Here is a 21186-nt window from a genome sequence, read left to right as displayed (position 1 = left end):
TCGTGACACCTGATCTATCGGCTCCCCCACGGGGGAGCACGACGACGGCGGGCCGGGGCAGCAGCCCCCGCCCGCCTTTCGGCGTTTCTGCGGTGTCCGCACTGGCGGTGCTGATTGCCCTGTTTTCGCTGGTCCCGCTGGGCTACGTGGCCTACATGACCGTGGCAACCGGCTGGGACACCGCCGTCGAACTTGTCTTCCGGCCGCGCGTGGCCGAACTGCTGCTGAACACCGTCCTGCTGATGGTTTGCACCGTCCCGCTGTGCCTGATCCTGGGGGTTGCAGGTGCCTGGCTCGTGGAACGCACAACGCTGCGGGGTGCACGGGTCTGGGCGGTACTGCTGGCTGCACCGCTGGCCATCCCGGCATTTGTCAACAGCTACGCCTGGGTTTCCGCCATTCCGTCCCTTGGCGGCCTGGGCTCCGGCGTGCTGATCGCCACGCTCTCCTACTTCCCGCTGGTCTACATTCCGGCCGCTGCCGCCCTCAGCCGGCTGGACCCGGCCATTGAGCAATCCGCGGCCGCGCTGGGCCTCGGCGCCTGGCGTACCTTCTTCCGGGTGGTCCTCCCCCAGCTCCGCATCGCCATGACCGGCGGCGCGCTCCTCGTGGCCCTGCACCTGCTGGCCGAGTACGGGGCGTTCGCGATGATCCGCTTCGATACCTTCACCACGGCGATCATGGTCCAGTACCAGTCGACCTTCAACGGTGCGGCCGGGAACATGCTGGCCAGCGTGCTGGTGTTTTTCTGCCTGCTCCTGCTGCTGGCTGAAGTCCGGAGCCGCGGGACCGCGCGGTACGCACGCATCGGCCCCGGAGCCCAGGCCAGGGCGCTGCGCCTGCCCCTGCACGTGTACCAGGTTCCGGCGCAGCTGTTCCTGCTCGCGCTCACGGCGCTGGCGTTCGGCCTGCCCCTGTTCTTTGTGCTGCGCTGGGTGGCTTCGGGCGGAACGGCCGCCTGGGCCGGGGACGAATTCCTCCCGGCCCTGCTCACAACGCTCGGCTACGGCCTGGCGGGCGCCCTTGCCACCACCGTGGTGGCGTTCCCCATGGCCTACCTCGCTGTCCGCCATCCCGGCTGGTTCAGCAAGTCGCTGGAGCTCTCCAACTACATCACCAGCTCGCTGCCCGGCATAGTGGTGGGCCTGGCTTTCGTCACGGTGAGCATCCGGGTGGTTCCGGGCATCTACCAGACCGCCGGGGTGCTGGTGGCGGCCTACGTGCTGCTGTTCCTGCCCCGCGCCCTGGTCAACCTCCGGGCCGGCCTGGCACAGGCACCCAAGGAACTGGACGAAGCGGCGCAGGCGCTGGGCAAGCCGCCGCTGGTGTCCTTTATCCGGGTGACACTGCGGCTGACGGCGCCGGCAGCCGCAGGCGGTGCGGCGCTGGTGTTCCTGGCCATCGCCAACGAACTCACCGCCACCTTGCTGCTGTCCCCCAACGGGACGCGCACCCTTGCCACCGAGTTCTGGAGCAAGAGCAGCGAAATCGACTACGCCGGCGCCGCCCCCTATGCGCTGCTGATGATCCTGCTCTCCGCCCCCATGACGTACCTCCTCTTCCAGCAGTCCAAGAAAGTAGCCGGACAGTGACAGAACAAGCCCCATCCAGGTTGCCGGAGCCGCGGGTAGCCCCGTCCGTGGCACCCACCACCAACAGCCACCTGGAAATCACCGATGTCACCAAGAACTTCGGCAACCAGGCCGTCCTGAAGGGCGTGAACCTTTCCGTGGCCAGGGGCGGAACCACAGCCATCGTGGGACCCTCCGGATCGGGCAAGACCACCCTGCTGCGGCTGATTGCCGGTTTTGAGCATCCCGAGACGGGCAGCATCGCACTGAACGGCACCAAGGTGGCGGGCGACGGCGTGTGGGTGCCGGCGCACAAACGGCACATTGGGTACGTGGCACAGGACGGCGCATTGTTCCCGCACCTGAGCGTGGGGCAGAACATCGCGTTCGGACTGGACCAGGACCGCCTGCCGGGCGGCCGGCGGGCAGTGGCGGGACGGATCAGCGAGCTGCTCGAGATGGTGTCCCTGGACTCGGCCATGGCCAAGCGCCGCCCGCACCAGCTGTCCGGCGGCCAGCAGCAGCGGGTTGCCTTGGCGCGGGCCCTGGCGCGCGAGCCGGAACTGATGCTCCTTGATGAACCTTTCTCCGCACTCGACGCGGGGCTCAGGGTGGCTACCCGCCGTGCAGTGGCCAAGGTCCTGAACGAGGCAGGGGTCACCACCATCCTGGTCACCCACGACCAGGCCGAGGCACTGTCCTTCGCGGACCAGGTGGCCGTTATGCGCGGCGGCAAACTCGCCCAGATCGGCAACCCGTTCGTGGTGTACACCCGCCCCGCGGACCGTGCCACGGCGGAATTCCTGGGCGACGCCGTCATCCTGGACGCCTGGCTTGAGGGGTCCTTGGCCACCTGCTCCCTGGGGGCAATCCCCGTCCGCAGGCCGCCGGCGCAGGGCCGGGTGCAGCTGATGCTGAGGCCGGAGCAGATCCGGATTGCCGAGGACGCCGCCATCCGCGGGGTGGTGGTGGACACGGACTACTTCGGCCCGGAAACCACCGTCCGGCTGAAGCTCTCGGTTCCGCCGCAGCTCGCCGCCAGCCGCGACCACCGCTACCCCGGCGGCGGCGAGATTATCGCCATCCGGCACTGGAACGCGTCCATCGCCCGGCCGGGCATGGAGCTGTGCCTGCGCGTGGTGGGCGAAGGCGTGGCCTTCCCGCTCGATTCCTGAACAGGCTGGATTCCTGAACAGGTTCAATTCCTGAACAAGCTCGATTCCTGAACAACACGGCAGTACGGGACCTTTCAGGTCAGCGGATGGCAGCAAGCGGCGTGATGGTGCCGCTCCTGACGCTGACGGCACCGCCGGACGCCGCAAGCCGGACCTCCTTGGCCCCCGCCGGCGCGAAGACCAGCGACGTCAGCGTCCCGCGGCCGCCGTCCACGAACACTTCCACGGAAGACCGGTCAAGATAAGCGGTCAGCCGAACCGTGTCCCCTCCGGTGTTGCCCTTGACCGAGCCCACCTTCCGGTATCCCTCAGCCGACCCTCCCCCAGCCTGCGCCACAGCGTCACCGTCCCGGACCACGAAGGCCTGCCCGGATGTGAAGTCGTAGCCCACAGTGGCGTAGGCCTTGCCGCCGCTCTCAAGGAGGACGCGCGCTTCACCGCTGCCGGATGCGGGTTTTTCAAGTTCCAGGTCCACCTTGTACGCGCCGCTGTCCGGAACGGGCAGCTCTTGCCCCGCACCTTCCTGGACGGTGCCCGCGGGAATCTGTTCCGGATTGCCCTCCAAGGACTCCAGCGCAGGGGTGGGCGCCGAGACCAAAACCGGACGCCCGCCGTCGGACACCAGACGGATGTCACGCACCACGGAAGCCGCCCCGAACCACTCCCCGGTGGGCAGTTCCCGGGCGTACGCCCAGTTGTTCATCCAGCCGATGGCGTGCCGCGAAGCCTTCCGCTGCCCGTCCGTCAGGCGCGGGTCATCCCAGGTGACGGCGGCGTAGAAGTCCGTTCCGCCGTCGAGCCACTGGTGGCCTCCGGCATCCGGCACAAAGCCCTTCCCGTCCCAGCTTCCCGTCCAGTACGCCAGCCCCGTGGTGCGGCCTTCCCCGGAACCGTTGGCACTGGCGGCCAGCACCCAGGTCCGTTTGGACGGGTCCCCATCGACGTCCAGCTGGAAGAAGTCCGGGCACTCAAGAATTCCCAGCCCGTCGCGCTCAAAAGCGGAAACGTAGGTCCAGTCCTTGAGGTCCGGGGAGGTGTAGAAGCCGATCTTGTGGCCTTCGGCCAGCAGCATCAGCCACTGGTTGTTGGCGTCGTCCCGGACGATGCGGGGGTCACGCCAGTGCTCTTCGCCCGGGTTGTCCATCACCGGATTCTGATCGTAGTTCTGGAAGCTGTAGCCGTTGTCCGTGGAGTAGAACAGTGATTGCCGCTGGACTCCGTCGTGCTGCTGGGTGAGCACCGCGATTACGGCTCCTTCACCGAATCCGGCGGTGCCCTCCGCATCCACCACCGCTGTGCCGGTCTCGATGTCGCCGAGCCCGTTGCGGAACTTCTCAATGGCCACGCCCTCGTTTTTCCAGTTGGCCAGGTCGGTGCTGGTGGCGTGGAACCACTCGGTGCCGTTCCCTTCCGGATAGTCGGCGTTGTACAGGTAGTAGTAGTGCCACCGGCCGTCCAGGAAGAAGGGCTTTTGGGGATCGTTCATCCAGCGCTGGTCCGGGGTGAGGTGGTAGGCCGGGCGGTACTCCCCCGCGGGCGCCTCAAAGCGGTCCGCAGCCGGCTCCGGCCAGGTCCTGTCCACGCCGAGGTCAGCGAGCAGGGCATCGCGCGCCTCAGCGCTGACGCAGTCCGGAAGACGCACCGCTGCAGCATCCTCAACCGTGTCCGCGGCCGCACTGCTTCGCAGGAAGACCTTGCCGTCCACGCGCGCTCCCGCCAGCCAGCCCCCGCCGCATTCAATACTGCGCACATCCTCCGCGCCCTCAGCATCGAGCGTGCCGCTGCGTTCCACCAGCGTGGTGTCGCCGCCTTCCAACCAGAGCGTCGCGTAGCTGCCGGTGGCGTCCCTGGCCGTGTCCTGCGCGGACGCAACACTGTCCAAAACGCGGCCGGCAACGGCCGCCGGGCCTGTCCGGGCATTGCCGGCGAGCACCAGGGAAGCCACCAGGACCAGGGCAGCGGCCAGGGCGGCACCCACCCAGATCAGGGGCCGGCGTGTAAGGGCAGGGGGTACGGGGCCGAGGATTTTTCGGGGCATGGTTTTCGATCCGTCGCTGAACGCACAAGTGCCGCTCCCCAGCAGGGGAACGGCACCAGCGCAAGTGAACCGTCAATTTTACAGGTATGCCGGCAGGAACCCAACCGGGCACAGATTCCCGGATCCCCTTCCCCTGCGGTCAGCCCAGGCCGTCCGGGCGCTTCTTCTGCGGATACAGCGATTCCCCGCGCGCCAGCATCGCCACGAATTCGGCAATCCTCTTCTCGCGCGTAGCGGGCCGCACGGCGGAGTTGACCCGGTAGATCATCGCGAACCGGTTTGTCCCCGTGAGGACATCGAACATCGCCTGGGCGGCGGGAACCGCGGCGACGGCAGCCGCCAGATCCTCTGGAACTTCGGCCACCGCCTGGCCGCCGTACGCATTGTCCCAGCGGCCGTCGGCTTTCGCCTTGTTCACGGCCGCCCATCCGGCGTCGGTCATCCGGCCTGCCGCGTCCAGACGCGCCACATGGCCCACGTTCCTCGCGGACCACGGGCTCCTGGGCCGGCGGGGCGTCATCCGCTGGAAGGACGTCTGCTCATCACGGCGGCGGGCCTGGCCATCGATCCAGCCGAAGCACAGGGCCTCATCCAGCGCCGCGGCGTAATCCAGTTCCGTGGCGTTTCCGCCCTTCTTGTGCAGCACCAGCCACACCCCCGGGCTGGTGCCGTGGTTGGCCTCCAGCCAGCTGCGCCACGCCGCCGCGTCCGGCAGCAGCAGCTCCTCAAGTTCAACGGCCATGACCCTATTCTGCCCCCGCACCCGGGCATCGCTGCAGCCCCTCTCCACAAGGGCCGGTGGCGTGGCATCATGGGCCTAAAGGTCCTGGCTACCGAGGATTAAGGAAAAACCGATGCTCCGTGTGCGCCCCCTCCACTTCACGTCCAGGATGGATTCCTGGGACCGGCTCCTCACCGCCCTGGGCATGGTCCGGACCGAGGACGACGCCGGGTGGCAGGTTTTCGACGCAGGCTCGGGACGACTGGCCCTCCACGCGGTTCCCGATGGTGCCCAGGACGGCAGCACAGCCCTGGCGGTGGAGGTGGGAGACCTGGCGGAGTTCGCCCGGCGGACCAACCTGGCCGCTGAAGCGGACGGGGCTGCGCCGGCCGGACTGGTCACCGCAGACCACGGCGAATCCTGCCGGATCACGGCCCCCGACGGTTTCAGCTTCCTTGCGGACAAAGCCGCCCACGCCGCCCCGCGCGCCGACGCCGATCCTGCCCTGGCCGTCGTCGGGGTCTGGTTCACGGAGGATCCTGCGTCCGCCTCCCGCACCCTGCATCAGGTGGGCGCCCGGCCGCGCCCGGTTCCGGACCAGGACGACACCGCTGACTTCACCGCCAAGAACGGCGGTGTCCTGATGGTCCGCCCGGCCTCGGGAACGCCGCGTTCCGGCCTGGGTTTTGAGTACGACGGCGGGCTGGAGCCTTTGCGGGAACGGCTCGCCTCGGCAGGTATCCAGGCCGGCATCACGGAGGAAGCCTTCGCGCGCACCCTCCATGTTGCCAACCCCGATGCCGGGGCCGGGGCAGCTGCACACGTGCCGGCGACGCTCTGGATCTCGCAGCGCCACCCATGACAGAGAGACCGCAAGAACCGACGCATTCCGCCGGCAGCTGAGTCCCACCCGTCACGCAGCGTCCCATGGGGTAGAACTTAACCATGAACGTGCGCACCCCTGACCCGAATCCCGGCTGGCTCTCCGAAGAAGACCTCTTTGAGGCACGCGGGCGGCTGCCCATGGTGTACGTGGAGGCTGTGCCGGTCAGGCTGGACCCGCTGGGCTTCGTCAACGAAGTAGGAACCCTCCTCCAGGCTGACGAGGACGGAACCATGGTCCGCTCGCTGGTCTCGGGCCGCGTCATCTACCGTGAAACCATCCGCGCTGCCCTGCTGCGGCATATGGAAAAGGACCTGGGACCGCTGGCGTTCCCGCAGCTGCCCATCAGCCCGGTCCCCTTCACCGTTGCGGAATACTTCCCGGCGCCGTCCCAGACCGGCTTCACGGACGAGCGGCAACACGCCGTGGCCCTGGCCTACGTCATCCCGGTAACGGGCGAATGCGAGCCCCGCCAGGATGCCCTGGAGCTGACCTGGATGACCCCCGAGGAAGTCCTCAGCCCCGGCGTCCAGATGGAGTTCGTGGGCGGCCGCGGCAGCCTCATCCGCCAGGCGCTGGCCTTCGCCGGCGTTGGCTTCTGACACATACCGCGGAACCTGGGGGTCCCCGATTTTAGGCGCCCGCCTTTGTAGACTGTAGGGCGGACCGCAAGAGAACCTAAGGACTCCCATGACCGAAACACCAGCCGCCAGGCACCATCTTGAACAGCAGGCTGGATCTCTGACCACCGGCACCCACATCGTCCTGCCCGACGGCGGGCGGACGGCGGAAGTCCATCAGGTTGAGCTTGAGCGGGACGACTTCGGAGCGCCCGCGCTGGTGCTCGCCAGCCTTACCGGCGGCGGAACCCTGCGCATCGCCGTGGGCACCACGGTGACCGTGGTGGACGCAAACCCCGACGCCGTCACCCAGCTTCCGCGGGCACCACGCCCTGGGCAGGACTCAGTGAGGGACGCAGCGCAGGAGGCTGGGCAGGGCTCAGGGCAGGAGCAGCCCAGGCAGCTCCGCGAAGAGCCTGCTGGCGCTGCCCCCGCTCCCGCCGTCGTCGTGCCTCCCCTCCCGCCGGTTCCGCCTGCCTTCAACGGACCCAGCGAAGAGGACCTGGCACTGATTCCCGCCCCGCAGGGAACCCCGGAATCCGTGGTGGAGGCTGCGGCGGAAGCCCACCCTGACGCAATGGGCGTCCTGCTGCTGTCCGACCGGCTGGCGAAGGGCGTCAACTTCAAGTCCGGCAGCTGCCTGAAGGACCTGAGCGATCTTGCCCACGAACTGTTCATCACCCTCAAGGATGCCGAGGGCTCGCTGGCGGTGGCGGACCTCCTCAACGTCCTCCCCTTCGACGGAAACCCCGGCCGATGGGCATCCGTGGAGGCATCCCTGGCGCTCTCCAGCTACATCTGCCGCCAGAACGGCCAGCCGGAGCGTGCCGAGGTGTATGAGAAGCTGATCCGGACCCCGGAAAACCAGGAAACGGACCCGTTCAAGGCCAGGATGGCTGCCAAGGTACGGCAGCGCTCGCTCAATGAGCCCAACCTGTATGACAAGGAAATCTTCCGCTCCATCGACAACTCCAACCATGACGCCGAGCGCGAATGGCGGCTGCTGCGGCTGGAGTCCCTGCTGTTTTTGCGTGCCCACGGCGGCTCCGAAACCATTGGCATGGTCGAGCTGGAGCGGCGCATCAGCAATGAGCTTGAGGCCGTCCGCGCCTGACGCCGGGCCTCACGGGGCGCCGGCGCCTGGTTAGGTAATTTGGCCCCTACCCGGCGCCGGGCCGGAGTTGTACATTCGGGGCTATGACGAACAATCTCAGCGTAGTGATCAACGCCGACGCGCCGCAGGTCTGGACCATGCTGCGTGAACCGTCCAAGGTAGCCCAATGGCATGGCTGGCAGGCAGAGGACCTGGACTCCGAGATCAAGGAGATCTACTTCTCCGGCGATGTCCAGGAGTCGCCCGACCACACCAGCCTTACCGTCCATGGCGGGGACGTCTTTGAGTTGAAGCCCGTGCCCAACGGAACGCAGGTCAGCGTGACCCGGGGAGCGCTGGACCACGATTCCGAGTGGGCTGCCTGGGACGAGGACATCACCCAGGGCTGGCTCACGTTCCTGCAGCAGCTCCGCTTTGCCTTGGAACGCCATCCGCACGGCAAGCGCCACACCCTGTTCCTGCACCTCACGGAGGGGCAGGGCTCCGCGATCGAAAAGCTTGGACTTTCCGATCTCCCGGCGCCGGGGGAAAACTACAAGGTGAAGCTGGGAACCGGCGAGGAGATCAGCGGGACGGTCTGGTACAAGACCAGCCACCAGGTGGGGCTCACTGTCCACGACTATGCCGAGCATGGAGAGGGACTCCTTGTGGTGGCCGACCATCCGGCGATCAAGGACGTGCGCGAGGAAGGTGAAGGGTCCCTGGTCATCGTTTCCACCTACGACCTGGGCGCCGCAAGGCTCGAATCGGCGCGCTCCTCCTGGGATGCCTGGCGGGCTGAGAACTACCCCGCGTCCGAACCGGTCAGCTGACGGGGCTGACGGCCCGGTTGCCGGGCGGTAGCGTCGCCTGCCAGGCGGTAGCCGGTGCGGTTGCCGGGACGGGGCAGAATGCTGGCACACTTGTACGGTGCCAGCCAACCCCGCCCCAGCCCCCTCCCCTGCCGCCGCCGCCCCGGCTGAAACTGCCCTGACTGACGCGGCCTCCAGCACTCCGGCCAGCGCCCTGCCGGGCCGGCAGGCGGAATTCTCCTTCCGGGTGGGCACCCGCCTCGGTGAGAGCTGCCCGCCATCCGCTGCCCAGGTTGCCTCCAACGGCGGCCAGTTCCTGGGACGGACCGGCACCATCTCCACGCCGCACGGTGAAATCCAGACCCCGGCGTTCATCGCCGTCGGAACCAAAGCCACCGTCAAGGCGGTGCTGCCCGAGGCCGTAGCGGACCTCGGCGCGCAGGCTGTGCTGGCCAACGCCTACCACCTGTACCTGCAGCCGGGCGCGGACATCCTGGACGAGGCAGGCGGCCTTGGTGCCTTCATGAACTGGTCCGGGCCCACCTTCACGGACTCCGGCGGATTCCAGGTGATGAGCCTGGGCTCGGGTTTCAAGAAGGTCATTGACATGAACACCGTTACTGCCGCGGGCGCGCCCGGCCCGGATGACGCCGTCGCCCCCGGAAAGGAACGCCTCGCCCACATAGACGACGACGGCGTGTGGTTCAAGAGCCACCTCAACGGCGACCGGCACCGGTTCTCCCCCGAAATTTCCATGCAGGTGCAGCACCAGATCGGTGCGGACATCATGTTCGCCTTCGATGAGCTGACCACCCTGCAGAACTCCCGCAGGTACCAGGAGGAGTCGCTGGAGCGCACCCGCCTGTGGGCGCTCCGCTGCCTCGAGGAGCACTTCCGGCTGACGTCGTCCCGGACGGGCAAGCCGTACCAGGCCCTGTTCGGCGTGATCCAGGGCGCGCAGTACGAGGACCTGCGCCGGAAGGCCTGCCGGGACCTGGGCGCCATGCCGTTCGACGGGTTCGGCATCGGCGGGGCACTTGAAAAGGAGAACCTCGGCACAATTGTCCGCTGGTGCAACGAGGAACTGCCCGAGGACAAGCCGCGCCACCTGCTGGGCATCTCCGAGCCGGACGACATCTTCACGGCCATCGAGAACGGTGCGGACACTTTTGACTGCGTCTCCCCCACGCGGGTGGCCCGAAACTCTGCCTTCTACACGCCGCAGGGACGCTTCAACCTCTCCGGGGCCAAGTACAAGCGCGATTTCGGCCCGCTCCAGGACGGCTGCGACTGCTACGCCTGCACCAACTACTCGCGGGCCTACATCCACCACCTTTTCAAGGCAAAGGAGATGCTTTCCGCCACGCTGATCTCCATCCACAACGAACGGTTCGTGGTGAAGATGGTGGACGACGCCCGCCTGGCCATCGAGGACGGGACCTTCTTCGACTTCAAGGCGGAGACGCTGGGGCAGTACTACTCGTAGCCTGCCTGGCGCGGCAAGCGGCCGCACGCGCTGGCAAGCGGCGGCACGCCGCCGGAGGACCGCCGTCGTACTCGGCTCCGGTATCCTGAGCCGATGCTGATCCAGATCCCTGCCGCTGAAGGCACCGCCGACGCCCTGGTGGCGCGCCCGTCCACGGGCACCGGTCCGTTCCCCGGCGTCATCCTGTACATGGACGCCTTCGGCCTGCGGCCGCGCATCGGGGACATGGCCCAGCGCGTTGCCGACTGGGGCTATGTGGTCCTGGCACCCAACGTCTTCTACCGCGAAGGGACAGCGGCGGAACTGGCGCCGCGCGGGGACATGGCCACGCCGGAGGGCAGGCAGGCGGCCGGCAAGGTGGCCTTTCCCCGGGTGGGGCGCCTCACCACGGACAAGGCGCTGCCGGACATCGATGCCTGGGTGGCGGCCTTGGGAACGCTCGACGGCGTTGCGCCGGGTCCGGTCGGAGCCTTTGGCTATTGCATGGGCGCCAGGCTCGCGGTGCGCACCGCCACGGCACACCCGGAAGTGGTGGCAGCCTGTGGCGGATTCCACGGCGGAGGGCTGGCAACAGACGAGCCGGACAGCCCGCACCTGGGGCTGGGCCGGGCGAAGGCGCGGTTCGTGTTCGGCCACGCCGACCATGACCAAAGCATGCGGCCCGACGCCGTCGCCCGGCTGGGGGCGGCTCTCGACGCGGCGGGCCTCGCGCATAGCAACGAGGTCTACAGCGGCGCGTCCCATGGCTACTCCATGGCTGACACGTCGGCCTTCCACGAGGAGGCGACGGAACGGCACTTCCGGGAACTGCGGGCCCTGCTGGACGGGACCCTCAAGGGCAGCGGTTAGGCGGCGTTCGTCACCGCTGCCGCCGGGACCCCGTAGCTGGGTTCCCGCTTCTTCACCCACCGGATCACCAGCGACGTCACCGGGACCAGGATGAACTCCACCAGGGTCTTGTACACGAAGCCCACCACCACGTAGTTCACAAAGGTCGCGGCATCCGTTATCCCGATGACCGAGGCGGCGATGCTGCAGAAGATCAGTGTGTCCACAAACTCGCCGGCCACCGAGGAACCCATGATGCGGGCCCACAGGGACTTCTCGCCGGAGCGGGCCTTCATCCGCACCATGATCCAGGAGTTGATGGTCTGCCCGGCCAGGAAGGCCAGCAGCGATGCCAGCACAATCTGCGGAACCGGGCCGAGCGCGCCCTCCAGGGCGGCCTGCTTGGACGTTCCGAACTCGTCATCGAAGCCGGGAAGGGCGATGATCGCCCAGTAGCAGAGCGATGCGAAGACGGACAGCGCAAAGGTGGTGAGGATGGCTTTGCGTGCCACCTTGAAGCCGTAGACCTCGCTGATGACGTCTCCCAGGATGTACGCCAGCGGGAAGAGGAAGAAGCCGCCGTCCGTGATGATCGGCCCGATCGCCACCCCCTTGGACGCCCCGATGTTGGACAGGATCAGCACAACGGCCATGACCGCCAGCATGATGCCGAAGTACGGGGAGCCGATTGAGGCGAACCGGGGGCGGTCCGGAACTGGAGGGGTCTGGGGCAGGGCGTGGTGGCCTGAAGCTGGGGTCATTGCGGAGGTCCGTTCGTAGTGGTTCGCTCGGTACCCGAGGGGCGGGAACACCGGCTGTATTAGCACTGTCCCCTAATTCTCCCACTGCTGGAGCGGCCGCTGCGAGGCAGTGCGATGAGCCTCAATCTGAACGTGTTCAAATATGTGGTACTTTTCTTGAACACGTTCAAATTGAGGGAAGCCCATGACCGTAAAGAGCGAGCAGACGCGCCAGCTGGTGGCCGACGTCGCCCTGCGGATGTTCCGGGAGATCGGCTTCGCCAAAACCACCATGCGGGCCATCGCAGCCGAGGCCGGCATCTCGGTGGGCAATGCCTACTACTACTTCGCATCAAAGGATGACCTGGTGCAGGAGCTGTATCTGCAGGTACAGGCGGAGCATGCCGCCAGGGCTGCCGAAGCGCTCAAGGATGCTGGCGACCTCACCGGCCGGCTCAAGGCCACCCTCCATACAGGCCTGGACGCCATGGCCCCCTACCACCGGTTTGGTGGCGACTTCATAGCTACGGCCATCCGCCCGACGTCCCCGGTAAATCCTTTCGCAGCCGGTTCAACGGCGGCCCGCGAGGCGTCGCTGGCCATCTTCCGCACGGCAGTTGAGGCAGCGAAGCCTCAGGCACCTAAAAAGCTCAGGTCCGATCTTCCGGAGCTGCTGTGGCTTTGCTATATGGCCGTCACCCTCTTCTGGGTCTACGACACCTCCGAAGGGCAGCAGCGGACCAGGCGGCTGGTGGATGGTGCCGTTCCGCTGATCACTCGGGGACTCTCACTGGCACGGATACCGGGCGTGGGCAGGATCCTCGACGATTTCCTGAGCCTGAGCCGCAGCATCCGCGGCTAAACCGCAACAAACACATTTGGGGGAAAAATGAGCGGCACCAGAACGGTGGTACTGGCGGGAGCCTCAGGTTTCATCGGCAGGTATTTTCGGGCGCGGTTCGAGAAGGACGGCTGGACCGTGCGCACTATTGGCCGCAGAGGTTCCAAGGGCGCACCGTCGGCCGCGTGGGCTGACGACGACGTCCGCCTTGCCCGCGTGCTGGACGGCGCGGAACTTCTCGTCAACCTCGCCGGACGCTCAGTCTCCTGCCGCTACAACGACCGGAACAAGGCCGCCATACTGGAGTCCCGCGTTTCCACCACGGCGGCACTTGGCCGTGCCATCGCACTCTGCCGGCAGCCGCCGTCCACCTGGCTCAACGCGAGCACCGGCACCATCTACCGCAACGCCGTCGACCGCCCGCAGTCGGAACGTGACGGCGAACCCGGAACGGGATTCTCCGTGGACGTTGCCCGCGCCTGGGAAGCGGAACTCGACGCCGCCGTGACGCCGGGGACACGCAAGATTCCGCTGCGGATCGCCATCGTCCTGGGCCGCGGCGGCGGCGCGCTGCGGCCGTTCGCCAACCTGGCCCGGCTGGGCTTGGGCGGCCGGATGGGACCAGGCACGCAGAAATTCAGCTGGATCCATGTGGAGGATCTGTACCGGTGTGTCCGTTTCCTGCATGCCCGGAAGGACATTACCGGGCCCGTGAACGTGGCTTCGCCGGATGTAGTGACAAACCGCGAACTGATGTGCATGGTCCGCCGGGCCTACGGGGCCCGGTTCGGCATCCCCACTCCTGCCTGGCTGCTGCGGCTCGGTGCCGTACTGATCCGGACAGAGACGGAACTGGTCCTGAAGAGCCGCTGGGTCCAGCCGGAGAAGCTGCTGGACGCGGGCTTCGTCTACAGCCAGCCAGAACTGGGCCGCGCGCTGCAGCAGATCGCCAAAGCCAGGTGAGCCGGCCGCACAGGGTGACTTTCGGCCCCGCCGCCTTCCTCCTCGGCGCCGCCCTTACTGTCTTTGTCTTTGGCCTGCCGTTCGGTCCCCCGGGGTACGTATTCTCAATTGGAGCGGCCCTGCTACTCGGCATGCCGCTGGCCCTTCTGGCGGGGATGCTTCTGCGGACTGTCCGCAACCAATGGATTCACATCCTCGCTATAGGTGGGGCCGGCATCGTCACCGGCATGGTGACGCTTCTCTTCCTCATTGGCACCCGGTGGTATTCGATGTGGGGCTTAGTGCTATGGGCCGGATTTTGCGCCGCACTGGGCCGCTCGGCCGTGGTCCTAATCGTCAAGGTGCCCGATGAAGCGGAGCACGGCCACGACGCTGGGCCGCCGCCAGCTGCGGCGGTCTTGGAACCCTGACCAGCAGCACATCCGGATGCTGTACAGCCCCACAAAGCGGGCGGACGACGCCGGATGGCAGGATGGTGCCATGACTTCCGTTTCCGTTGACGCACCACAGTCCGCTGCTGCTCCGGCAGTTGTCCTGACCATTGCAGGGTCCGAGGCCACTGGCGGCGCCGGCGCCCAGGCCGACTTGAAAACGTTCCAGGAGCTCGGCGTGTTTGGCATCGCCAACCTGACCTGCATCGTCTCGTTCAACCCGAACGACCAGTGGAACCACCGCTTTGTCCCGGTAGACCAGCAGGTCATCGCGGACCAGCTGGAGGCGACCACGGCGGCCTACGGTCCGGCCCCGGACGGGAAGTCCGTACCCGGCCGGCCGGTATTGGACACCGTCAAGATCGGGATGCTGGGCAGCCCCGCCACGATCAGCACGGTAGCTGATGCGCTGGAAGCCAACATTTTTAGCAATGTGGTCCTGGATCCGGTGCTGATTTGCAAGGGCCAGGAGCCCGGGCATGCGCTGGATACGGACCAGGCCCTCAAGGCCCAGATCCTGCCGCTGGCCACCTTTGTCACGCCCAACCACTTCGAAGCCGAGTCGCTCTCCGGTCTGGAAATCACCGATGTCGAGTCGCTTAAGGCCGCCGCCGTCCGCATCCACGAAATCAGCGGCGCGGCCGTGCTCGCCAAGGGCGGGGTGCGGCTTGAGGGCCCGGACGCCGTCGACGTGTTCTACGACGGCGAAACCCTGGAAGTCCTGAGCGCGCCCAAGGTGGGCGAGGTGGCTGTCTCCGGCGCCGGTTGCTCGCTGGCTGCCGCAGTGACTGCCGAACTCGCCAAGGGGGCATCGCCGCTCGACGCAGCACGCACAGCCAAGGACTTTGTCATCGCGGGGATCCGCAACCGCGTCGCGTCCGGCGCTCCGTTTGATGCGCTGTGGCAGGGCGGCGCCCGCTAACCCGCCACCAGCCCCGGACGCTCTCTCAGCTAATGTGCGTTTTTCCGGAACCCTCCTGCACAGAATGCAAGAGGGTTCCGTCATTTCGTGCATTAGCTGATGGAGCGTCTGACGGCCGGGGACAAAACCGGCCTAGCGCGGGACGTTCATTCACCTGGGGTCGGTTACAGTTCCCATGAACAGCGGCAGCCCAGTTTCAACGTGGACGATCTGGTAGTGGAACGGCCTGTCGAACGCGATGGTCCGCTCGGGCTCCGGCGGAGCGCTGGTGGCCTCGCCGTTGATCTGGGTCACCGCGGCGGCGATGGTGCCCTTTTCGGCCACAGTGATGTTGGCCGCCTGGGCGGCCTGTGTGATCATCATCTGCGGCTGGATGTTGTTGAAGTCATCCGTGGTGCCGAGCATGTTCTCTAGTCCCAGCGCCTCGAAGACCTTGCGGAGGTCAAAACTGGACTTGTGGTCCCAGCGCGGCAGCTGGATTTGGACTGACGCGGGCCGGGCGGTATCAAACGTGTCCGCGAATTCGGTAAGTTTCGTCACGTCGAAGGCCGCAGAGACGGGACTGCCAGCGGGAGCGGACTCCTCTTCGGGCAGGACCAGCCGCATGACGAAACCGTCGGCATAGGGAAGATCCACACCCTGCCAGCCGGCGCCTTCCGCATATTTCATCCTCAGTTCGTTGTGCATGGCGGGCACGTTGATTTCCTCGCCCACCGCTGTTGTGAAGGGCAGGTCAGAGGTGGCGTTCGGATCGAACGGTGCGCTCCAGGCAGAGGCGAAGTACAACGAGTTGAGCAGGCTGAAAGTGTTGTTGGGGTCGTACTCCGCCGGGGCTTCCTTGATCCTGCCGCCGGTGCTCCTGTTCACCCAGGCATCAATGGCGGGCTTCGTTGCACCCTCATCACTGAAATCCACGGGATAAACGCCGGTCCCATAATGCCGGGCCAGGGTATTCAGGAAGGGCTGTCCGGTAGGCACGTCTGTATCTACAAACAGGCCGTTGGCCGAGTGCATGACCGGCTTCTGCGGCGGGTTCTCCTCATCCACCGCACCGGGGTCACCGTCGAACCTTTCGAGCGAGCGGAGGACCGCGTTCATGGCCTCATCGCGCGTCTCGGGAGGAAATTGCAGGATGCTGTCCATCTCGGCAGCGGTTTTACCGGTGGCACCTGCACGGAGCATGGCGAGGGCAATTAGGAGGCTCCCGGGCGAGGACACCACGTTCCCGTTTGCGCCGTCGCCGCCGTCGGCCAGCAATGCTTCGCCGAGGAAAAGCGCGGAAGCCCGGAAGGAGCGCAGTTCAGCGGCGTACTCCTCCCGGTCCACATAGACCCGCTCGACGCCGTCGGCCGTGAGGAGCTCCGGGGCCGGGGACGGGCCTGGCGCCGCACACCCTGCCAGTCCCATCAAGGCACCCCACGCGATCATCCGCTGAAAACGAAACATCTCTATTGCCTCCCCGGCATGCCGCGGGCGGGAATCCGCCTCCTCCCAGTGAAACAGCGACGACGGCGGAGGACCATGCCGGCAGGATCACGCTTTGCGCTCGATTTGGTCTCCCGCGCGCGGGACGCCGCACCGCCTGGACGCTCTATCACTTAGCGCGGGCTACCTCAGCATGTGGCGCTGCGCCTCCGGGTGGAACGGCCGTCGTCGAAAACCCTGGCCTGAACGATGGGATTGCCGCCCTCAAAACGGAAAAGGTGGATGCCCCGTTCTGGTCCGGCTGATTCCCCACCGCAGCCATCGCCGCAGCCCAACAGGACGTCGCGCTGGCCTTCCTGGACCTGTCCGGCCTGCTGCCGGAACTGCGGCGGCGGTACGGCGGCATCTACGACCGCGTCCTTATCCCCGAGGGAAGCTACCCGGGGGTGCCGGCCGTGTGGACGGTGGGTGCGCCCAACCTGCTCCTGTGCCGCAGGGACCTGGACAACGCCACCGTGGAGCGGACGGGTGCAGCTGCTGGTGCACTCCGCCGCCGAGCTGATCCCCCAGTCCAGCTTGGGCGTGCAGTTCCTCGGCGCAGAAAGCCTCATCAATACCGTCGGAGTCCCCCTGCACCCGGCGGCAGCGGACGCGTACCGGGCGCTGCAGGGCTGACCCAAGCCCCATCACTTCCCGCCGCGTATCCGCCAACGCCCCATCACTTTCGTCTGGAAAGTGAGCGCGCGTTGCGGGAAAGCCCAACACAAGCGGGCAGGCATTAGGTCAGGTTTCGGCTTCTTATCCACATACGCGCTTCAGGCTGTCGCAGGGCTGAGAGTTTCCTCCCTACTGTTTGGAGGACCAGGAGAGCCGGAAGGAAGCGAGGATCACTGTGGGCAGGAACCAGCGCCGACGGGCGGGACGAACGAACCATGTACGGAACCAACCAGGAGACCCTTTCAAAGCCTCCGCACCGCAAGTGGCCACCCCTTCATCGGGCAACGTCCGGGAGTTGGAAACCCTGGCCCCGGCCTTCATCTGCTGGTACGTCCAGCGCCCCTTCAGCACAGACGTGGAAGAGGTGCTGGCGAGCCTGAAGCTCTTCTTCCGCTTCTACCCTGAGTTTGGTGAAAAGCGTTCCATCACTGCCCTCGACCCGGCCGAGGTCGCAGCAAGATTGGCGTCCCTCATCATCCATACCGTCTATGAAGGCATCGTGGCCACCTATTCGCTGACGACGTTCCTGCGCTTTCTCCACGATTCCGGCCGGTGGTCCGGCAATCCGGAATCGTACCGGGCAGTAAACGGCATCCTGACGGACATCATCTGCCTGGACATGCGCTCGGCACCCGGCGGCGCGGAGACGGCTAACGTCGTCACGGCTGCCCCCGCTGGCTAGCTTCCCGAGTGCGCCTGAAGGAAGCTGTACACCTCGGTCTCGTCCACACCGGGGAAGGCCCCGGGCGGCATTGCGGCCAGCAGGTGCGAATGGGCACGCGCGGAAGGCCACGCATTGCCGGCCCAGTGCGACGCAAGTTCGGCCGGCGGTCGTTTGCAGCAGTTTGGATCCGGGCAGGTGGACTTGGCCCTTGCCGTCGTCTCCCGCCCCCGGAACCATTTCACGTGCTGGTACGGGACCCCTATGCTCAGCGAAAACTCCCCGGTGGCGGAGCGTTCGGTGCGGGCGGTGCACCAGTAAGTCCCCGAGGGCGTGTCGGTGTACTGGCTGTAGGCACTGAATTTGTCCGGGACGTCGAACACTGCCCGGGACGTCCACGCCTTGCATGACGGCTGGCCCTCGATGGCGCCGGTGTGGTCCTGGGGGAACGCCACGCCGTCGTTCTCGTAGGCCTTGTAGATGATCCCGCTCTGGTGGGTCTTCTGGAAGTGCGTGGTGATGCCCAGGTGCTGGGTGGCGAGGTTTGTAAACCGGTGGGCGGCCGTTTCGTAGGACACGGCAAAAGCATCGCGGATGTCTTCCACCGCGATCTCCTTGGCCGCCTTGGCCTTGTGCAGGAATTCCATGGTGGCCTGCTCGGGGAGCAGGAGCGCGGCCGCGAAATAGTTCGTTGCAACGCGCTGGGCCAGGAAGTCGCCGTAATTCTTCGGGGTTTCATGCCCCAGGACGTAGTGGCCCAGCGCCTGCAGCAGCACCGATCGGGGGTCATGGTCCTGGCGCTGGCTCTGCGTCAGATAAATTCTGCGGTTCTTCAAGTCCGTCACTGACCGCGTTGAATGCGGCAGGTCACCCACATGGTGGAGCGTAAATCCAAGGTTCTCGGCAATGTCCGCGATGACGTGCTGGCTGAGCGGACCGGTGGTGTAGCCCACGGCCTTGAGGACCTTCTGCGCCTCGGCCTCGTATTCCGGAAAATAGTTGCCGCGCTCGCGCATCATGGCCCGCAGCTCGCCATTCGCCCGGCGGGCTTCCTCAGGGGTGGCCACCTGCTCGTTCATCTTGCGTTCCAGCTCATGCAGCAGGCCCACCTGGGCCTCCAGCACATCCAGCGGAAGCCGCGAACTGATGCGGATTTTCGGCAGGTTCAACGTCTCGTACAGCGGGCTGCGCTGGTAGCGTTCCAACTCAATTTCAAGGGCGGCGCGGCGGCTGGGCGGCTCCGCACCAAGAAGCTGGTCGATGCTGACGTTGAGCGCGGAGGCCAGGTGCTGGAGCAGCCCCAGCTTGGGTTCCCGCTTTCCGTTCTCGATCAGGCTCAGCTGGCTGGGCGCCGTACCGACGGCGGCGCTGAGGTCATCGAGGGTCAGTCCAGCCTGCTTGCGCAGATGCCTGACCCGCCGGCCCAAGCTGATGACGTCCAGGCCAGCGGACGCGGCGGAGGGTGCTTGCGGCGAGACTTCTCTGTTCCAGCTTCCAGGCGTCATTTCTGAAGAATACGTGAAGAAGTGCAATTCTTTCCAGAGATTTTCTCTAGAAAGGTGGTTGAAAGTGCTGAAAAGTAGTGATCACGGAAAGAAACACCGCACCGGGAAGCCGGCGGGAACTGCAAAGGCGCAGTTCCCGCCTACCGATTCCGGAGCTCAATCAAGGAGATCAACGATGACTGCAGCATTTGAGCCCACCCAGCAGACGCCCGCAGAGCAGGCCGCCGCCCTGGAGCTCGAGTGGGCCGCCAACCCCCGCTGGGAAGGTGTGACCCGGGACTACAAGGCTTCCGACGTCGTCCGCCTCCGCGGCCGCGTCTCCGAAGAGCACACCCTGGCCCGCCGCGGCTCCGAGAAGCTGTGGAAGCAGCTGACCGAAGAGCACAAGACTGGCGGCTACACCAATGCCCTTGGCGCCCTGACCGGCAACCAGGCCGTGCAGCAGGTCAAAGCCGGACTCCGCGCCATCTACCTTTCCGGCTGGCAGGTCGCCGCGGATGCCAACAACTCCGGCCACACCTACCCGGACCAGTCCCTCTACCCGGCCAACTCCGTTCCCACGGTGGTCCGCCGCATCAACAACGCCCTGCTCCGCGCCGACCAGATCGAGTTCTCCGAAGGCGTCCAGACCGTTGAGGACTGGATGGTCCCGATTGTTGCCGACGCCGAGGCAGGCTTCGGCGGTCCGCTGAACGCCTACGAGCTCATGAAGTCCATGATCCAGGCCGGCGCCTCAGGCGTTCACTGGGAGGACCAGCTCGCATCCGAGAAGAAGTGCGGCCACCTTGGCGGCAAGGTGCTCATCCCCACCCAGCAGCACGTCCGCACACTGAACGCGGCACGCCTCGCGGCCGACGTCGCCGGTACCCCGTCCGTGGTCATCGCCCGCACCGACGCCGAGGCAGCCACGCTGATCACCTCCGACGTCGACGAGCGGGACCAGGAATTCATCACCGGCGAGCGCACCGCCGAAGGCTTCTACAAGGTCCGCAACGGCATCGAACCCTGCATTGCCCGCGCCAAGGCCTACGCCCCCTACTCGGACCTCATCTGGATGGAAACGGGCACCCCGGACCTCGAGCTGGCCCGCAAGTTCGCCGAAGCCGTCAAGGCCGAGTTCCCGGACCAGATGCTCTCCTACAACTGCTCGCCGTCGTTCAACTGGCGCAAGCACTTGGACGACGCCACCATCGCAAAGTTCCAGCGTGAACTTGGCGCCATGGGCTTCACGTTCCAGTTCATCACCCTTGCCGGCTTCCACGCCCTGAACTACTCGATGTTCGATCTCGCCCACGGCTACGCCCGGGAAGGCATGAGCGCCTACGTCGAGCTCCAGGAAAAGGAATTCGCCTCCGAGTCCCGCGGCTACACCGCAACCAAGCACCAGCGCGAAGTCGGCACCGGCTACTTCGACGACATCGCCACTGCGCTCAACCCGAACGCATCCACCCTCGCACTGGTCGGATCGACCGAAGAGGGCCAGTTCCACTAAAACCTTCCCGCCCAAGGTGAATTGTTCGCTTGACTCACCGAAGGGCACGACGGCGGCACTCACCTCAGTGTGACCGCCACCGGGCCGGGAAGGGACATCCGGAAGCGTGCGTAAAAGGGGCCCTGTCCCCGCCGTCGACCGAGCTATGCGAGGTCCTACGACGGGGATGGGGAATAGCACGCGGAGGATGTCCCTTCCCGGCCCCACCCACTCAGGCAAGTGCCGCCGTCGAACTTCCCTTTTCGTCTTTAAGGAGACAGAA

Annotated in this window: 20 protein-coding genes; 15 read left to right on the top strand and 5 right to left on the bottom strand. The window is 66.3% G+C overall.

Annotated features, from left to right (window positions below; translation table 11 throughout):
- Positions 1-2: 2 nt before the first annotated feature.
- Positions 3-1592 carry an iron ABC transporter permease gene (locus ABRP28_RS19040; protein ID WP_350000742.1) on the top strand — a complete coding sequence of 530 codons (1590 nt, stop codon included), beginning with the start codon at positions 3-5 and terminating at the stop codon, positions 1590-1592.
- The gene (locus tag ABRP28_RS19035; protein ID WP_350000744.1) at positions 1589-2746 is read left to right on the top strand and encodes an ABC transporter ATP-binding protein; all 1158 of its coding nucleotides are present in this window, start codon (positions 1589-1591) and stop codon (positions 2744-2746) included. Before ABRP28_RS19040 ends, ABRP28_RS19035 begins: the two co-directional genes overlap by 4 nt.
- A gap of 79 nt (positions 2747-2825) precedes the next feature.
- Here ABRP28_RS19035 and ABRP28_RS19030 read toward each other — a convergent pair whose 3' ends face one another.
- Positions 2826-4784, bottom strand: coding sequence for a glycoside hydrolase family 32 protein (locus ABRP28_RS19030; RefSeq protein ID WP_350000746.1), 1959 nt, complete (start codon positions 4782-4784; stop codon positions 2826-2828).
- Positions 4785-4923: 139 nt separating this feature from the next.
- A complete protein-coding gene (locus ABRP28_RS19025; RefSeq protein WP_350000748.1) occupies positions 4924-5526 on the bottom strand; it encodes a YdeI/OmpD-associated family protein in 603 nt (200 codons plus the stop codon).
- A gap of 112 nt (positions 5527-5638) precedes the next feature.
- Between ABRP28_RS19025 and ABRP28_RS19020 the strand changes: the two genes are divergently transcribed.
- The 6 genes from ABRP28_RS19020 (at position 5639) to ABRP28_RS18995 (ending at position 11248) form a co-directional block, all read left to right on the top strand.
- Complete coding sequence (locus tag ABRP28_RS19020) at positions 5639-6367, top strand: VOC family protein (protein ID WP_350000750.1); 729 nt, start codon at positions 5639-5641, stop codon at positions 6365-6367.
- An 83-nt stretch (positions 6368-6450) separates the two neighbouring features.
- Positions 6451-6990, top strand: coding sequence for an NUDIX hydrolase family protein (locus tag ABRP28_RS19015; RefSeq protein WP_066273708.1), 540 nt, complete (start codon positions 6451-6453; stop codon positions 6988-6990).
- A gap of 88 nt (positions 6991-7078) precedes the next feature.
- On the top strand, positions 7079-8122 hold the full coding sequence (locus ABRP28_RS19010; protein ID WP_350000752.1) for a DUF6707 family protein: 1044 nt from the start codon (positions 7079-7081) through the stop codon (positions 8120-8122).
- Positions 8123-8205: 83 nt separating this feature from the next.
- Positions 8206-8934, top strand: a complete 729-nt coding sequence (locus ABRP28_RS19005) for an SRPBCC domain-containing protein (protein WP_350000754.1) — start codon at positions 8206-8208, stop codon at positions 8932-8934.
- Between the two features lie 157 nt (positions 8935-9091).
- Entirely contained in the window at positions 9092-10399 is a 1308-nt protein-coding gene (gene tgt / locus ABRP28_RS19000; protein WP_350001570.1) for a tRNA guanosine(34) transglycosylase Tgt, read from the top strand.
- Positions 10400-10492: 93 nt separating this feature from the next.
- The gene (locus ABRP28_RS18995; protein WP_350000756.1) at positions 10493-11248 is read left to right on the top strand and encodes a dienelactone hydrolase family protein; all 756 of its coding nucleotides are present in this window, start codon (positions 10493-10495) and stop codon (positions 11246-11248) included.
- On the opposite strand, the gene ABRP28_RS18990 is transcribed toward ABRP28_RS18995, so the two are convergent.
- Complete coding sequence (locus ABRP28_RS18990; protein ID WP_350000758.1) at positions 11245-11988, bottom strand: queuosine precursor transporter; 744 nt, start codon at positions 11986-11988, stop codon at positions 11245-11247. The genes ABRP28_RS18995 and ABRP28_RS18990 overlap by 4 nt on opposite strands.
- 184 nt (positions 11989-12172) lie before the next feature.
- Here ABRP28_RS18990 and ABRP28_RS18985 point away from each other — a divergent pair, with 184 nt between their 5' ends.
- The 4 genes from ABRP28_RS18985 to ABRP28_RS18970 all read left to right on the top strand — a co-directional run bounded on the left by ABRP28_RS18985 (position 12173) and on the right by ABRP28_RS18970 (position 15124).
- Positions 12173-12829, top strand: a complete 657-nt coding sequence (locus ABRP28_RS18985) for a TetR family transcriptional regulator (RefSeq protein ID WP_350000760.1) — start codon at positions 12173-12175, stop codon at positions 12827-12829.
- A gap of 27 nt (positions 12830-12856) precedes the next feature.
- Positions 12857-13771, top strand: coding sequence for a TIGR01777 family oxidoreductase (locus ABRP28_RS18980; RefSeq protein WP_350000762.1), 915 nt, complete (start codon positions 12857-12859; stop codon positions 13769-13771).
- A 14-nt stretch (positions 13772-13785) separates the two neighbouring features.
- Positions 13786-14181: a hypothetical protein gene (locus tag ABRP28_RS18975; protein ID WP_374152893.1), complete on the top strand. Its 396-nt coding sequence runs from the start codon at positions 13786-13788 to the stop codon at positions 14179-14181.
- A gap of 70 nt (positions 14182-14251) precedes the next feature.
- Positions 14252-15124: a hydroxymethylpyrimidine/phosphomethylpyrimidine kinase gene (locus ABRP28_RS18970; protein WP_350001572.1), complete on the top strand. Its 873-nt coding sequence runs from the start codon at positions 14252-14254 to the stop codon at positions 15122-15124.
- A 150-nt stretch (positions 15125-15274) separates the two neighbouring features.
- On the opposite strand, the gene ABRP28_RS18965 is transcribed toward ABRP28_RS18970, so the two are convergent.
- Complete coding sequence (locus tag ABRP28_RS18965; RefSeq protein ID WP_350000766.1) at positions 15275-16570, bottom strand: serpin family protein; 1296 nt, start codon at positions 16568-16570, stop codon at positions 15275-15277.
- 507 nt (positions 16571-17077) lie between these two features.
- Here ABRP28_RS18965 and ABRP28_RS18960 point away from each other — a divergent pair.
- Both ABRP28_RS18960 and ABRP28_RS18955 read left to right on the top strand, forming a co-directional pair.
- Positions 17078-17224, top strand: a complete 147-nt coding sequence (locus tag ABRP28_RS18960; protein WP_374152892.1) for a hypothetical protein — start codon at positions 17078-17080, stop codon at positions 17222-17224.
- A gap of 304 nt (positions 17225-17528) precedes the next feature.
- A complete protein-coding gene (locus ABRP28_RS18955; protein WP_350000768.1) occupies positions 17529-17948 on the top strand; it encodes a hypothetical protein in 420 nt (139 codons plus the stop codon).
- Here ABRP28_RS18955 and ABRP28_RS18950 read toward each other — a convergent pair.
- On the bottom strand, positions 17945-19459 hold the full coding sequence (locus tag ABRP28_RS18950) for a helix-turn-helix domain-containing protein (RefSeq protein WP_350000770.1): 1515 nt from the start codon (positions 19457-19459) through the stop codon (positions 17945-17947). The genes ABRP28_RS18955 and ABRP28_RS18950 overlap by 4 nt on opposite strands.
- A 148-nt stretch (positions 19460-19607) precedes the next feature.
- On the opposite strand from ABRP28_RS18950, the gene aceA reads away from it, so the two are divergent.
- The gene (gene aceA / locus ABRP28_RS18945; RefSeq protein WP_350000772.1) at positions 19608-20924 is read left to right on the top strand and encodes an isocitrate lyase; all 1317 of its coding nucleotides are present in this window, start codon (positions 19608-19610) and stop codon (positions 20922-20924) included.
- Positions 20925-21186 lie beyond the last annotated feature (262 nt).

Source organism: Pseudarthrobacter sp. WHRI 8279 (genome assembly GCF_040224115.2).
GTDB lineage: Bacteria > Actinomycetota > Actinomycetes > Actinomycetales > Micrococcaceae > Arthrobacter.
The sequence above is the reverse complement of the archived record's forward strand: the minus strand, read 5'-3'. Positions and strand labels throughout refer to the sequence as shown.

Excerpts from the sequence above, each read along its gene's own strand:
- ABRP28_RS19025 (WP_350000748.1), bottom strand. The coding sequence starts at position 5,526 with ATGGCCGTTGAACTTGAGGAGCTGCTGCTGCCGGACGCGGCGGCGTGG.
- ABRP28_RS19015 (WP_066273708.1), top strand. The coding sequence starts at position 6,451 with ATGAACGTGCGCACCCCTGACCCGAATCCCGGCTGGCTCTCCGAAGAA.
- ABRP28_RS18990 (WP_350000758.1), bottom strand. The coding sequence starts at position 11,988 with ATGACCCCAGCTTCAGGCCACCACGCCCTGCCCCAGACCCCTCCAGTT.
- ABRP28_RS18985 (WP_350000760.1), top strand. The coding sequence starts at position 12,173 with ATGACCGTAAAGAGCGAGCAGACGCGCCAGCTGGTGGCCGACGTCGCC.
- aceA (WP_350000772.1), top strand. The coding sequence starts at position 19,608 with ATGACTGCAGCATTTGAGCCCACCCAGCAGACGCCCGCAGAGCAGGCC.
- ABRP28_RS19030 (WP_350000746.1), bottom strand. The coding sequence starts at position 4,784 with ATGCCCCGAAAAATCCTCGGCCCCGTACCCCCTGCCCTTACACGCCGG.
- ABRP28_RS18965 (WP_350000766.1), bottom strand. The coding sequence starts at position 16,570 with ATGTTTCGTTTTCAGCGGATGATCGCGTGGGGTGCCTTGATGGGACTG.
- ABRP28_RS18995 (WP_350000756.1), top strand. The coding sequence starts at position 10,493 with ATGCTGATCCAGATCCCTGCCGCTGAAGGCACCGCCGACGCCCTGGTG.
- ABRP28_RS18980 (WP_350000762.1), top strand. The coding sequence starts at position 12,857 with ATGAGCGGCACCAGAACGGTGGTACTGGCGGGAGCCTCAGGTTTCATC.
- ABRP28_RS19005 (WP_350000754.1), top strand. The coding sequence starts at position 8,206 with ATGACGAACAATCTCAGCGTAGTGATCAACGCCGACGCGCCGCAGGTC.
- ABRP28_RS19020 (WP_350000750.1), top strand. The coding sequence starts at position 5,639 with ATGCTCCGTGTGCGCCCCCTCCACTTCACGTCCAGGATGGATTCCTGG.
- ABRP28_RS19010 (WP_350000752.1), top strand. The coding sequence starts at position 7,079 with ATGACCGAAACACCAGCCGCCAGGCACCATCTTGAACAGCAGGCTGGA.
- ABRP28_RS18970 (WP_350001572.1), top strand. The coding sequence starts at position 14,252 with ATGACTTCCGTTTCCGTTGACGCACCACAGTCCGCTGCTGCTCCGGCA.